Here is a 13,296-nt window from a genome sequence, read left to right as displayed (position 1 = left end):
CATAAGGCTGCGGTATCTGTTTGGGATGTTATGAGGGAGCATATTTAATGAGATATTTCAGTAATAGAACATTGGCGTTAGTGGCAACCGCGTTTCTAGCGGCCGGTTGTGGCAAGAATGTAAGTAAAACGCCAGAAGCCGATACGCTTTATTTTGGTGGTGCCATTTTGACTATGGAAGGGGATACACCTCAGTATGCCGAGGCATTATTGGTTAAAAACGGCAGAATTCTCTTTGTTGGCAAATTGGATGAGGCTGACAATATCGCAACGGCCAAGCATCGTATCGATTTAGCGGGTAAGACGATGCTCCCTGGCTTTATCGATGCCCACGGTCATATATTCAATACCGGGATCCAGAAGCTTTCGGCCAATCTACTACCCCCACCTGACGGTGAGGGCGCTGATGTTGCCGTCATTTTTCTCTATGCATACCTACTACTGGGGGGACTGGCATCGCGACGAAACCTTGGGTAAAGAACGGGCTTATCATATCAGTCCAACGGAGTCGGCCCTTCGCCGAGGCATGAAGTTCACTGAACACCATGATGCGCCGGTTGCTTTGCCTAGTGCCATAATGATTATTCACACCACAGTGAATCAAACCAGTCGAAGTGGAGATGTCATTGGCGAAGAGCAACGAGTCACGCCGTATATTGCACTGAAGGCCGTCACAGAATGGGCCGCCTGGCAGTATTTTGAAGAAGACAGCAAAGGCTCGCTGGTCAAAGGTAAACTTGCCGACTTCGTTATTTTGGACAACAACCCGCTGACGGTAAACCCGCAATCCATAATGGATATTAAGGTGTTGCAAACCATTAAAGAGGGCAAAACTGTCTATGAGGCCTTATAGCTCATGACTTTATACTGATTACTGTTTGAATGTGAAAGCACCTAGCGCTCTGTTAATTTAACCCATAGCAGGGCGTCTTTTTACAGCTTGGTGACTAAGACTAAAATGTCGCAGGGAAGATTGGAAAGAAAAAGGATTATTATGAATAGCTATCTAGTGACTGCCGGTATTCTTACGCTATTGCTCGGTGCTGCGCATAGCATACTGGGCGAAGTGTTGATTTTTCGTCGCTTTAATCTAAACGCAATCAAGTCTGATGAAGTAAAGCAGTTTTTGAGTATCAGACAGTTTCGCTCGTTATGGGCCTCCTGGCATTTAGTCTCAGTGCTCGGTTGGGGAATGGGAGCTGCGCTGCTGTGTTTGGCCTTTGCTGATACGCGCATAGACCCTATGCTCATTATCGCGAGGATGCTTAGCCTGACTTTTTTGGTTTCATCAATATTTTGGCTGTTCTCTACCAAAGGTAAGCATCCTGCTTGGATAGTGCTACTGATTATATCTGTTTTGCTGTTTTTGGTTTAAAGCCCACCCACGGTGCTGGAGACATTATGAATAAGCTATTGAGTAAGGTTTTATCACTGGGGCTTGGTGTGTTGTTTACATGCCAAGCAACAGCGCAAACTTCTTCAGACTTTCCGGATGCGCGACAAAGCGATCCTGCTAAGTTGGGGTGGATGGTGGGTTCTCCGCCCCCGGCAGATAAAATTTTGCGTTTTGAAGATGGTAGCTATTTTCGTTTTCCACAAATGCGCTGGAGTGTATCGAACTTCCGACAACTGATGCCTACCGTTAATGTCTCCAGGGGGGTAGGTAACGCCTCTCCACTTAAGGCTAAATTGCGCGATGATCTGGATGAGGTGCAGTTTACGCCTATTGGACCCACCTCTGCTATGACCTGGCAGGCATCGCTACTGGAAAACTATACCGACGGCATAGTGGTCATGCATAAAGGTAACCTGGTGTATGAGCGTTATTTCGGTGTGTTAACGCCACAGGGACAACATGCCGCGATGTCTGTGACTAAAACCTTCGTTGGGACGCTGGGGGCGTTACTGATTGCCGAGGGTAGGTTAGATCCCAGCAAAAAAGTGGTGGAATACCTTCCTGAACTTGATAGCTCCGCCTTTGGTTCGGCAACAGTAAGGCAGGTGATGGATATGACCACCGGCATCCGCTTCAGCGAAGATTATGCGGATCCTAACGCCGAAGTGTGGGCTCATGCGGCGGCGGGAAATCCGTTACCTAAGCCTGCAGACTATCAGGGGCCTCGTTCCTACTATGACTTTCTGAAAACCGTGACTGGTGAGGGGATGCACGGTGAAGCCTTCCATTATCGCACCGCCAATACCGATGTTTTGGGCTGGATAATCGCAAGAGTGACAGGAAGGAATGTAGCGCAGTTATTGTCGGAGCGAATCTGGCAAAAAATGGGGATGGAGCAGGATGCTTATATGTCGGTGGACTCCATAGGCACGCCCTTTGCCGGCGGTGGACTGAATCTGGGCCTGCGAGATTTAGCCCGCTTTGGGGAAATGATGAGAAACGACGGCTACTTCAACGGCCAGCAGATTCTGCCACAGGCGGTTATTGCTGATATTCGCAAGGGTGCAAGCCAAACAGATTTTGCTGCCGCCGGTTATGCCTTGCTAAAAGGCTGGAGTTACCGAAACATGTGGTGGGTTACTCACAATACTCATGGTGCATTTATGGCCCGAGGTGTGCACGGGCAGGCGTTATACATTGATCCAAAAGCCGAAATGGTTATTGCCCGGTTTGCCAGTTACCCCATTGCTGGTAATGCCGCAAATGATCCCGTATCTCTGGCGGCCTATCAGGCATTAGCTGAACATTTGCTTAGGGAACAGACCTCGCCCTGAGTACCCTGCAAACAACGTTTTGTAGAACGGCTTTACATGCTGTATCGCGATATCCCTGCTTGCCCTCAGTAAAATCTGTGCTGAGGGCATTTATCCTCACAAACTGATAAAAACATTGTTTTTTTAGCGCTTCTCTCCTGCTTTTGGCGGGTTTTCTAAGTGTATTACCTAAAAGTCGTACTTGTAATTTTCCTTCAGCTGAGGATACTGGGGGGCTCATTTGGTGTGAAAATAAATTCTAACTGCAGATAAATAGGCCAAAAACTCCGTATAAACGGGGAAGGCCGTATTAAAACTAAACGCAGCTTTGCCAATGAGTACCATGCAGTCGCATTAATAGCGGCGGCGCTTTTATGCACCATGGTATAACCAGCTAAACTGGCATCGGTTTGACCCTACCTAACGTTCATAACAATTAAAAAAATCAGATTAACTGTTTGTTATTTAGTGACTTTTGAAAAATGGAAAAGGGTTAATAAACGATGACATATATTCATCAAACGATCATGGACTTAAAGCATAGCAGCCCGGCCCAGGCCGAGTTTTATCAGGCTGTGGAAGAAGTGCTGGACTCATTGGGGCCCATTTTGGAAACCAATAAAATTTATCAACAGCAGGCAATTATCCAGCGTATTGTCGAACCTGAACGTCAGATCATGTTCAGGGTACCCTGGGTTGATGACAAGGGCGAAATTCAGGTCAATAAAGGCTATCGGATTGAATTTAACTCGGCGCTTGGCCCTTATAAAGGTGGGCTGAGATTTCACCCCAGCGTTAATGCCAGCATTATTAAGTTTCTGGGCTTTGAGCAGATTTTTAAAAACGCCTTGACGGGGTTGCCTATAGGTGGCGGCAAAGGCGGTGCGAACTTCGATCCCAAAGGGCGCTCTGACGGCGAAATTATGCGTTTTTGCCAATCCTTTATGAATGAGCTTTATCGCCATATCGGTCCCACCACGGATGTGCCTGCGGGTGATATCGGCGTGGGCGCGCGGGAGATTGGCTATATGTTTGGTCAGTATAAGCGTCTTACTGGCCGCTATGAGGGGGTATTAACAGGCAAAAGTTTGTTGTGGGGCGGCTCTTTGGTTCGCAAGGAAGCCACCGGATATGGCGCGGTGTACTTTGCTGACTTTATGCTAAAAGACCGCGGCGACAGCTTACAGGGTAAACGCTGCTTGGTGTCAGGGGCCGGTAACGTCGCTATTTATGCGATGAAAAAACTCTATCAACTGGGCGCTACGCCAGTCACTTGCAGTGACTCATCAGGCACGCTTTACCATGATAAAGGCATTGATTTAGCGTTGGTAACGCATCTCAAAGAAGAGCGACGCAGCTGTTTAAAAGAGTATCTCAACGCTCATCCTGATGCCCAATATACGCCCAGAAGTGACTATCCAGAAGATGGACACGTGGTATGGCGCTACACTGCTGATGCGGCTTTCCCTTGTGCGACACAAAATGAGCTGACCGGCGCGGATGCGCAAAGCTTGTTGGCCAATGGTTGTAAGCTGGTCAGTGAGGGCGCCAATATGCCGTCTACTCAGGAAGCGGTAAACGCCTTTATCGCGGCCGGTATTGCCTACGGGCCAGGTAAAGCGGCGAATGCCGGCGGTGTGGCTACCAGTCAGTTAGAAATGGCGCAAAATGCGAGTATGCAAAACTGGACGTTCGAGCAGGTGGATAAGCAACTGCAGCACATTATGAGAAATATTTTTGTGACCGCCAATGACACCGCCAAAGCCTTTGGCCAAGAGGGTAACTTGGTGCTGGGCGCGAATATCGCCGGATTCCGCCGGGTGGCGGATGCCATGATCGAGCAAGGCGTTGTTTAAATTCATCGACCTGTTTTCTATCTAGGATCTACCTTGATAATGCTGAGCACCAACACGCCAAGGTGCTCAGTATTCTGCCTGATAAGGGCATACTTCCCTAAGTGGTGAACCGGCTTATAGATGAAGCTGGTAGCCCGCTACATGCACGTCACACAAGGGCCAAGCGCCATTGCACGACGGTTATACCTCTTTTGATTACCAATCTGTAATGGAATACCCAGCAATATATACATATTCTTAGTTTATGCTTCCGTGATTCTGTTGTGACTGTGAGCTGGTCTATTTCTCAAACTAAGGGTGTAACGTTACGTCTTACCTTTATTCTGTTTGTGTTGGTGTTTGCGGGTTGTTTGTTTGGGATATGGACGCGTCCTGTTGGTCTTCTGGCTAGTGTATGGCCCGCCAATGCGCTGATGTTGGGGATGTTGTTACGGGTACCAAAGATTGCCACTCCGTTAGGTTGGCTGGCGGGTGCTATGGCGTTTTTGCTTGCCGATCTGTTGACCGGTAGTGAACTTTTTATTGCCCTTATTCTCAACGCCGCCAACTTATTTAGTATCGCAACGGCGTACTTTATTTTAAGTCGCTTATCTGTTGACCTACTGCGCTTAAGACACCCAGTGGCGATGCTGTATATTTTGCTCGGAGCCGCCTGCGGCGGCGTATCAGCCGGACTGGTTGGCAGTTTGGCAAATCCCTATTTTTTTGATGGCAACATGCTAAACGGTTTCACATTTTGGTGGATAACCGAAGTTGTGAATTACGTCGCAATTTTACCTATTTTCCTCTCTGCCAGTTGGTCTCAGGTTAGTTTGTATTATCCAAACAGATGGGGAAATCGAAGCTATGACTGGCTGCCTGCTCTTGCTGTTGTGGTGTCTTGTATGGCGATGTTATTGATAGGTGGGCCTGGGGCGGTTGCTTTTCCGGTATTGGCGTTATTGTGGTGCGCATTGGTTTACTCGGTGTTTTGTACTGCGATACTGACGCTGCTTTGCAGTGTATTGGCTTTATTGAGTTTGTCGGCAAGTAGTTATCATCTGATATTCAGTGGTGTGGATGATGCGGCACTGTTCTCTATTCGTCTTGGCGCCTCTGTTGTGGCGGTGGCCCCCATTATGTTGGCAATAGTGATACGTAATCGCAATGAATTGATGGAAAAGCTGCGACACCTGAGCAACCATGACGCCTTGACTGGCGCTGCCAGTCGGGCGTCATTTTTGATTGAGGCTACCCGTAGTGTGGAGGAGAGACAATATCCCCATGCGGTGATGATGATTGATTTGGACCACTTTAAATTGATCAATGACCAGTATGGCCATGCCGCAGGAGACAAAGCACTTAAAGACACCACCTCGCAAATCAAGACCTGTTTAAGGCCCAAGGATTTAATAGGACGTATGGGGGGAGAGGAGTTTGCAGTGCTGCTGGTTAATTGTCATCCAGCTGATGCAGTAATCGTTGCTCAGCGGATATGCTCGGCTGTGGCTAGCCAGCCGGTAGCGCTGCCGGGCGGTGTAAGTTTGCAGGTTACAACCAGTATTGGATTAAGTTTTGCCGAACGCGGCGAGCCAGTGTCGTTAGAGAGGCTACTGGCTGATGCCGATGCCGCGCTTTACCAAAGTAAAGGGGCAGGGCGCAATAGAGTGACTTGCAGTACATCTGACACCTGCAGAGCAAGCTCACAGCCAGGCTAATTTCACGTGATGAATATGTCGCTAATAGCTTGGCTGAGATGTAAAGCTGTTATGCCTAGCAACAAACTAATACTGACACTAAGCAAGGTGCCCAGCATCACATATTCGGTGAGTCGTCGGTCTTTTTGGCGGGTAAGATCACCAAAACGAAAGACGGATTTAGCCGCCATTAAAAAGCCGATGCCGGAATATTGTCCCAGCAGCACAAACGTCAGGATAAGCACCCGCTCAAGCACGCCAATAGCATGACCGGCATTAGGTAAGCTGTCTTCGTTAATGTTTAGCGTCCACTTTCTAAGTAAAAGCGCAATCAATACTGAACTTGGGCGCATCATCAGTAAATAGGCCACCAGGACGACCAGATGGGCGGGACTCCACAGCCAGGTCCACAGTGAAGCCAGCCATGGCCAGTGCGATGACAATTGCATCGCAATGGCCATCAGCACAATGAAATGCAGAAATTGGTCCAGCAAAAAGTAACGGGCATAAGGCGGACAAAAGGATTTTGCCAAATCAATGAAATAATGGCTTATCCCTACCAGCAGGGCTAACCAGATTGGCTGCCAGAATGCAGGCCCCCAGCCGTATGCCCATTCCCAACTGAAAATAGCCAACCAGGCCAGCAAGGCATGTACTAAGGCATGACAAAATAATTTGGGTGAACGGTGATGGTGAGCCAGGCGCTCATTGATCCAACTGACCGGGTGGAAGAAAAAGTCACCAAGCAAATGGGCGGTCAGCAACGCCAGGATAAGTAGCAGTTCATCCATGAAAATACCTGTCGGTTAATTGTTCGCTGTAAAGGATAACCTGCATCAGTAGATCATAGTGGCCTTGGTTAAGCAACTTGGTTGCGTTAACTCTGGAGGTATGCAAGCGTTTGGCCACGGCTAAATGGCTTTTATCTTCAAGAAGCAGGTACTCCTGTAAAGCCTGAGCCTGGCGCACTGTCATCTGCGATATCAAGGCGTCGGTTTGGCGCAGAGTAATGCCCATATGCCAGTTAAAGTCTTCTTCTGTACTTTGGGCGTTCATGCGCAGGCCCTGAGGCAGGCTGTCCAGCCCGGTACCCGATAAGGTAAAAGCTTCGCCTGTGGCGCTTTTTACGTCCGGACGCGGGTTGCTGATAGTACCTATGCCTACACTTAAGCGGCAATCTTGTTGCTGGCTGCGCATGGCAAGCCTAAGCAGGATGGCGCTGTAGGCCCAGTCTTGTGGTTTATTCAACAGGAGCTGAAAGGCATCGCCACGATAGACATTGTATTGTCCAGCGTTCTTGCGGCATAGATAGCGTAAGGTTTGGTCCAAAGCATAAAGCAAGGCGTCATATTCGTTGGCGGGAATATGGCTGGACGCCACTAAGTCGCCGGTTAAAACCGCATAGACTTTTGATTTCGTCATGTAACCTCCTGGGGTTACTTTTATATATGTAACCTAATTTAGTTACTTTTGGCTAAGTAATCAACTGGGGTTACATGAATCGGCGGGGTTCGGCTGTGAAAGCCGCTATCTGGCTGCTGTATTCCCGTCACAAACTGGTATACTAGCGCTTTGTTAATAAACCTAATAACGACAGGGGTGGTAATGGCCGAGACCGACATTCGTCCGACCAATTTTATTCGTCAAATCATTGATAAGGATCTGGCTGAAGGGGTACACAATCATGTGCATACCCGGTTCCCGCCTGAGCCTAATGGCTATTTGCATATCGGCCATGCCAAATCTATTTGCTTAAACTTCGGCTTGGCTCAGGACTACCAGGGACAATGTAACCTGAGGTTTGACGATACCAACCCTGAGAAAGAGAACATTGATTACGTTAATTCCATTAAGGACGACGTGACTTGGCTCGGCTTCTCCTGGGATGGCGAGGTGTGCTATTCCTCCGACTATTTTGACCGCTTACATGGCTATGCTGTGGAGTTGATTGAGAAGGGCCTGGCTTATGTAGACTTTTCCAGCCAGGAAGCCATGCGTGAACTGCGTGGAACCTTGAAAGAGCCGGGTAAGAACAGCCCCTATCGTGATACATCAGTAGAAGAAAATCTGGCCCATTTCGCCAAAATGACCGCGGGTGAATACCCTGAAGGGCATTGTGTACTGCGCGCTAAGATTGATATGACTTCTCCTTTTATGTGCATGCGCGATCCGGTGATTTATCGGGTGAAGTTTGCCCACCACCACCAGACCGGTGACAAGTGGTGTGTATACCCCATGTACGATTTCACGCACTGTATTTCGGATGCGATTGAAGGTATTACTCATTCTCTGTGTACGCTGGAGTTCCAGGACAACCGTCGTTTATATGACTGGGTATTGGATAACATCAGTATCGAGTGTCATCCCCGTCAGTACGAGTTCTCCCGTCTGAATCTGGAATACACGGTACTTTCCAAGCGTAAGTTGATTCAACTGGTGGAAGAGCAACATGTAGATGGCTGGGATGACCCGCGTATGCCCACCATTGCCGGTTTGCGTCGCCGTGGTTATACGCCAGTGTCTATTCGCGAGTTCTGCAAACGTATCGGCGTGACCAAAATGGACAATATGGTGGAAATGGGCATGCTGGAAGCCTGTATCCGCGATGATCTGAATCAGAATGCTGCCCGTGCTATGGCTGTACTGGATCCGCTCAAGGTGGTGATTGAAAACTATCCGGCCGATCAGGTGGAAATGCTCAGTGCACCTAACCATCCGTCTGATGAGAGCATGGGGCAGCGCGAACTGCCTTTCACCCGTGAGATCTATATCGAGCGTGAAGACTTCCGTGAAGAAGCTAATAAGAAGTTCAAGCGTTTGGTGCTGGGTAAGGAAGTGCGTTTGCGTAATGCTTATTTCCTCAAGGCCGAGCGGGCTGAAAAAGACGAACAGGGCAATATCACCACGCTTTACTGCACTTATGATGCGGATACCTTAGGTAAAGATCCGGCTGATGGTCGTAAGGCCAAAGGGGTGATTCATTGGGTATCGGCCAGTCAGGGTGTGCCTGCTGAAGTGCGTTTATATGACCGCTTATTTAAAGTGCCAAATCCGGCCGGTGAAGAAAGTTTTACCGACAGTATTAATCCTGAGTCCATGACGGTGGTGCAAGGGATAGTCGAGCCGAGTTTGGTCAATGCCGAACCGGGTAAAGCGTTGCAGTTTGAACGTTTGGGCTATTTCTGTAAGGACAAGCGTGCCGATAACCTGGTATTTAACCGTACTGTTGGCTTGCGTGATACCTGGGCGAAAATCGAAGGCCAGGGATAACCCGGCTATAAAACAATAAAAGCAGTGGATGGTGTTGGCCATTCACTGCTTTTTTTATGCCTGAGATTTTTTATTTAGGTTGCGCGTCGACGCTCTGGCCATTCACGCCGTTGCTGTCATCCGCCATCATATAAATATACAGTGGCATAAGATCTTCAGGGGTTTTCAGGCTTTCTGGTTTTTCACCCGGGTAGGCCTTGGCACGCATTTTAGTGCGCGTGGCACCAGGGTTGATACAGTTAAAGCGAATCGGCGAGTTGGCGTATTCATCCGCTAATACCTGCATCATACCTTCAGTGGCAAACTTAGATACCGCATAGGCACCCCAATATGCTCGTCCTGTTTTGCCCACACCCGATGAGGTAAATACCACCGATGCCTTAGGGGCAAGCTTCAGCACGGGCAGCAAGGCTTGTGTTAACAGGAACTGGCTGGTGACATTAACCTGCATGATATCCTGCCATTCTTTTTCTTCTATTTGCGCAAAAGGTCGCAAATAGCCGAGCAAGCTGGCGTTATGCAATACACCATCCAGCTTGCCGAATTGCTCGCGAATGGTTTGTGCAAATTGCTGATAATGTGTGGCGGTGGCACCGTTCAAGTCCAGTGGCACGATAGCCGGCTCTGGTCCACCGGCATTAACAATCTCATCGTAAACCGACTCCAGTTTGCTAACTGTGCGGCCCAGCAAGATAACAGTAGCACCAGCCTTGGCATAAGAAAGGGCGGCCACTTTGCCGATACCGTCGCCAGCACCGGTTACCAGGATCACTTTATCCTGTAGAGCATCTTCCGCGGTGTGATATTGCTGCATATATAACAGTCCAAATACATGAAAACCGGCGGATTCTAGCATTTAATTAGACTGCTGTATGAGAAAAATACCTGCCCAGGCTTCTGTCACAAACGATTAACAAAACTTTGCAAATGGCTAGCAAAGTCAATAATATTGCATTAACGTTAACTGGTCATACTTGTTGGGATAACTCAGTAAATTCCCGGCTTTGACCGGCTAAAATACAAGCAAAGCGCCTCTTTTACCCTAGTGCCGACAAGGAAAACCCGGTCGGATGGTGGAACAAGAACAAAAAACAGGTTTTGGGGAGACACAATGAAAAAATTAGTAATCAGCGCTGCAGTAGCCTCAGTCATGGGGTTGGCAGGATGTGGCGGCGGTGAGTCTTTCAGCGACATCCAGTCTGATGCCGACAAGGCCCCGGCTAAACCCTTTGCCAGGATAGTGTTCGATCCGGCCGCCTCCAAGTTAAACGTACCCAATGATTTGTTGATGATCCCGGACACCAGTTTGGGGTTCTTTGACTTTACGATTAACACGGCCAGTGATGCCGATTTTGATGCCGGCGATCCGCAATCTGCATTAACGGCCCTGGATGGTTGGTCAACTCAGCATCCTTTTAAAATTGATATTAATGTACCCGCAGGGGTGAGCCTGGATGCGTCCAGCGTCAGTGCCAGTTCTGTCCGCTTGTTTGAGTCAACGCAAGCGTTGGAGGGCCAGGAGCCACTGTGTCAGGCTATTGCCGCAGAAGCTGCTGCACCCGGATTGCCTTGTGTGTTAGGTGATGAGCTGGTGTGGGGGGTCGACTATATAGCGCAAATGCCGGCAGGCCAAAGCGGTGCTGTGCAATCCGTTCAGGTTATTCCTCTCAAACCGCTGAAACCCGGTCAGGGGTACATGCTGGTGGTAACTGACGATCTTAAGGACAGTGATGGTCGCCCGGTTAAAGGTTCCTCCAGTTGGGAGCTGGCCTCTCAGGATCCTGAAACGACACCCTTAGGTTCTGATGCGCAAAAGCAACTGCAGAATATCCTTAATTTCTTTATCACCCTGTTAGGTGGTGAAGGTTTGGACAGGGGAGAGGTGTCTTACGCGGCTTATTTCTCTACCCAGTCAGCCGGTAAAGTGTTGTCCACGGTTAAGTCTATGCAAATCGCACAATTTGCACAGGCGGTTGGTGCTGGTATGAGCCCGCAACAAGCGGCGGCCCAGTATTTACCCGTTATCCAGATTGGCAGTGCTCCTGCCCCTGATGCTTACTCTGTGTTGGCGCCCACCGCGCTGGGCGCACAAATGTGGGCACAACTGGGCGCCCTTGGTTTGAATACCTGTCAGGGCCTGGTGGCTGGACTGCAAAGTGCAGATCCTGTGACGGCCGGAACCGCGCAGCAGGTCTTTGCCCAATTGGGTGCATACTGTGCGGCGGGTTTGAAGCAAGGCTCTATTCAGCTTGATTACTACCTGAGTAGAACTGAACCTACTACGGATTGGTGGCGAGCTGCCTGTACTAACGGTGCCATGTTAAAGAGTATGGGCGCTGAAGCCATTGGCAATGTGGTCGCTGCTGGGCTAACCGGGCCTTACAATGCCCAGTGTCAGGCGCTCTCGCAGGGACAGTTGTTTGATCTTGATCTGAAAACGGCTGGTGTTATCGCTTTTGATGACCCTCGCCACTTAACCAAAGTCAGCCCTATCCCTAAGAGTTATGGCAAAGAAACATTGACGGTTCAGGTCACCGTACCTGATCCAAACTATGCCAATCTAATTAATCAGCAGCTTGGGCAACCCGCTATCAGTAAGCCAGCTGCAGGTTGGCCGGTTGTGATATTGCAACACGGCATTACCTCCAAAAAAGAAAACATGCTGGCGATAACAGGTGCATTGTCCTTGGCTGGCTTTGCCACTGTAGCTATTGACCATCCTTTACATGGCAGCCGCGGTTTTGTGATTGACGGTAAGACAATCAATGCCACCGGTGGTACGGGGGGCAGCCCAACCGATTATCTGAATCTGGCCAGCCTGCTTACCGGACGGGACAACATGCGCCAAAGCATTGTTGATGTGATGGGCCTACGTCTTGGTCTGAATGCCGACGTCGATTTATCTGACGGTAGCAGCACACTACTTGATGGTACCGATGTGTCCTTTATGGGCCATTCATGGGGAGCCATCACCGGAACCGCCAGTGTTGCGTTAGCGAATACCACTCTGGGCGGTGATTTAGCTAACTTCGATGGTATGTATTCGTTCAATGCAGCCAGTATGGTGAATCCGGGAGGCGGTATTGGCGGCTTTGCGCTGGAGTCTGCGACTTTCGGTCCTATGGTAAAAGGTTCGCTGATGGCGGCTGCCTCTCCAGAGTTCCAGGCCGCATTGCAGCAGTATATGCAGGCCAATGGGATTCCTGAGGTAACTACTGCCTTATTGGCGGCTTTCTACCCTGTGTTTGAGTCTCAATTAACACCCGCGCAGCTCGCTGAGGCAAATGCTACTTTTGCCTCCTTTGCCTTTGCTACCCAAACCTTAATTGATGCCGCAGATCCTAATAACTATGCAGCGCTGCTGGGCAGCAACACGCCTGTGCATATGTTGGAGATTGTTGGCGATGGTGGCGAAATCAATCTGCCGGATCAGGTTGTACCTAACAGTACCAGCCTGCCTTTGGGCGGCACTGAGCCGCTGGCCAAGTTAACTGGCTTGTGGCCTCCAGTGGTATCGGATACGCAGGGCAGTGGCTTAGTGCAGATTTCCGAGGGAACGCACAGTTCAATCTTGGATCCAGGTCCAAGTGCGGCAGCTACGGTGGAAATGCAGCGGCAAGTGGCGACCTTCCTGGCGACAAAAGGTAACTTGATAAAAATCACAGATACCAGCGTGATTGCCCAATAAACCGCCGTTTTGTGCAGATAATAAAGCCAGGTCTTTGACCTGGCTTTATTTTTATGTAGATTGCCCCCACATACAAAGGGCAAAAAATGATGGGAGTA

11 protein-coding genes are annotated in these 13,296 nt (G+C 49.3%); 8 read left to right on the top strand and 3 right to left on the bottom strand.

Annotated elements, in window-relative coordinates; all coding sequences use genetic code 11:
• Positions 1-47: 47 nt before the first annotated feature.
• The 6 genes from IEX02_RS20365 (at position 48) to IEX02_RS11585 (ending at position 6,261) form a co-directional block, all read left to right on the top strand.
• Positions 48-476: an amidohydrolase family protein gene (locus tag IEX02_RS20365; RefSeq protein ID WP_229702200.1), complete on the top strand. Its 429-nt coding sequence runs from the start codon at positions 48-50 to the stop codon at positions 474-476.
• The gene (locus tag IEX02_RS11605) at positions 406-852 is read left to right on the top strand and encodes an amidohydrolase family protein (protein WP_229702199.1); all 447 of its coding nucleotides are present in this window, start codon (positions 406-408) and stop codon (positions 850-852) included. Before IEX02_RS20365 ends, IEX02_RS11605 begins: the two co-directional genes overlap by 71 nt.
• 141 nt (positions 853-993) lie before the next feature.
• On the top strand, positions 994-1,374 hold the full coding sequence (locus IEX02_RS11600) for a hypothetical protein (RefSeq protein ID WP_188695000.1): 381 nt from the start codon (positions 994-996) through the stop codon (positions 1,372-1,374).
• Positions 1,375-1,400: 26 nt separating this feature from the next.
• Positions 1,401-2,729: a serine hydrolase domain-containing protein gene (locus IEX02_RS11595; protein ID WP_188694998.1), complete on the top strand. Its 1,329-nt coding sequence runs from the start codon at positions 1,401-1,403 to the stop codon at positions 2,727-2,729.
• A gap of 482 nt (positions 2,730-3,211) precedes the next feature.
• Complete coding sequence (gene gdhA, locus IEX02_RS11590; RefSeq protein ID WP_188694995.1) at positions 3,212-4,564, top strand: NADP-specific glutamate dehydrogenase; 1,353 nt, start codon at positions 3,212-3,214, stop codon at positions 4,562-4,564.
• 269 nt (positions 4,565-4,833) lie between these two features.
• Positions 4,834-6,261, top strand: a complete 1,428-nt coding sequence (locus IEX02_RS11585) for a GGDEF domain-containing protein (RefSeq protein WP_188694993.1) — start codon at positions 4,834-4,836, stop codon at positions 6,259-6,261.
• Positions 6,262-6,263: 2 nt separating this feature from the next.
• Here IEX02_RS11585 and IEX02_RS11580 read toward each other — a convergent pair whose 3' ends face one another.
• Both IEX02_RS11580 and IEX02_RS11575 read right to left on the bottom strand, forming a co-directional pair.
• Positions 6,264-7,031, bottom strand: a complete 768-nt coding sequence (locus IEX02_RS11580; protein ID WP_188694990.1) for a DUF3307 domain-containing protein — start codon at positions 7,029-7,031, stop codon at positions 6,264-6,266.
• Positions 7,024-7,662: a hypothetical protein gene (locus IEX02_RS11575; protein WP_188694987.1), complete on the bottom strand. Its 639-nt coding sequence runs from the start codon at positions 7,660-7,662 to the stop codon at positions 7,024-7,026. Before IEX02_RS11575 ends, IEX02_RS11580 begins: the two co-directional genes overlap by 8 nt.
• A gap of 183 nt (positions 7,663-7,845) precedes the next feature.
• Here IEX02_RS11575 and glnS point away from each other — a divergent pair, with 183 nt between their 5' ends.
• Positions 7,846-9,510: a glutamine--tRNA ligase gene (glnS, locus tag IEX02_RS11570; protein ID WP_188694985.1), complete on the top strand. Its 1,665-nt coding sequence runs from the start codon at positions 7,846-7,848 to the stop codon at positions 9,508-9,510.
• A gap of 70 nt (positions 9,511-9,580) precedes the next feature.
• Here the strand turns inward: glnS and IEX02_RS11565 are convergent, their stop codons facing one another.
• On the bottom strand, positions 9,581-10,324 hold the full coding sequence (locus IEX02_RS11565; RefSeq protein WP_188695701.1) for a YciK family oxidoreductase: 744 nt from the start codon (positions 10,322-10,324) through the stop codon (positions 9,581-9,583).
• 297 nt (positions 10,325-10,621) lie between these two features.
• Between IEX02_RS11565 and IEX02_RS11560 the strand changes: the two genes are divergently transcribed.
• Positions 10,622-13,198: a VolA/Pla-1 family phospholipase gene (locus tag IEX02_RS11560; protein WP_188694982.1), complete on the top strand. Its 2,577-nt coding sequence runs from the start codon at positions 10,622-10,624 to the stop codon at positions 13,196-13,198.
• Positions 13,199-13,296: the final 98 nt, after the last annotated feature.

It is taken from the genome of Bowmanella pacifica, from assembly GCF_014645355.1.
GTDB classification, from domain to species: domain Bacteria; phylum Pseudomonadota; class Gammaproteobacteria; order Enterobacterales; family Alteromonadaceae; genus Bowmanella; species Bowmanella pacifica.
Note: the sequence above shows the minus strand (reverse complement) of the source record. Positions and strands in the feature narration are given on the sequence as shown.

Coding starts and splice junctions, on each gene's coding strand:
- IEX02_RS11595 (WP_188694998.1), top strand. CDS start 1,401: ATGAATAAGCTATTGAGTAAGGTTTTATCACTGGGGCTTGGTGTGTTG.
- IEX02_RS20365 (WP_229702200.1), top strand. CDS start 48: ATGAGATATTTCAGTAATAGAACATTGGCGTTAGTGGCAACCGCGTTT.
- gdhA (WP_188694995.1), top strand. CDS start 3,212: ATGACATATATTCATCAAACGATCATGGACTTAAAGCATAGCAGCCCG.
- IEX02_RS11580 (WP_188694990.1), bottom strand. CDS start 7,031: ATGGATGAACTGCTACTTATCCTGGCGTTGCTGACCGCCCATTTGCTT.
- IEX02_RS11560 (WP_188694982.1), top strand. CDS start 10,622: ATGAAAAAATTAGTAATCAGCGCTGCAGTAGCCTCAGTCATGGGGTTG.
- IEX02_RS11600 (WP_188695000.1), top strand. CDS start 994: ATGAATAGCTATCTAGTGACTGCCGGTATTCTTACGCTATTGCTCGGT.
- IEX02_RS11605 (WP_229702199.1), top strand. CDS start 406: ATGTTGCCGTCATTTTTCTCTATGCATACCTACTACTGGGGGGACTGG.
- IEX02_RS11575 (WP_188694987.1), bottom strand. CDS start 7,662: ATGACGAAATCAAAAGTCTATGCGGTTTTAACCGGCGACTTAGTGGCG.
- IEX02_RS11565 (WP_188695701.1), bottom strand. CDS start 10,324: ATGCAGCAATATCACACCGCGGAAGATGCTCTACAGGATAAAGTGATC.
- glnS (WP_188694985.1), top strand. CDS start 7,846: ATGGCCGAGACCGACATTCGTCCGACCAATTTTATTCGTCAAATCATT.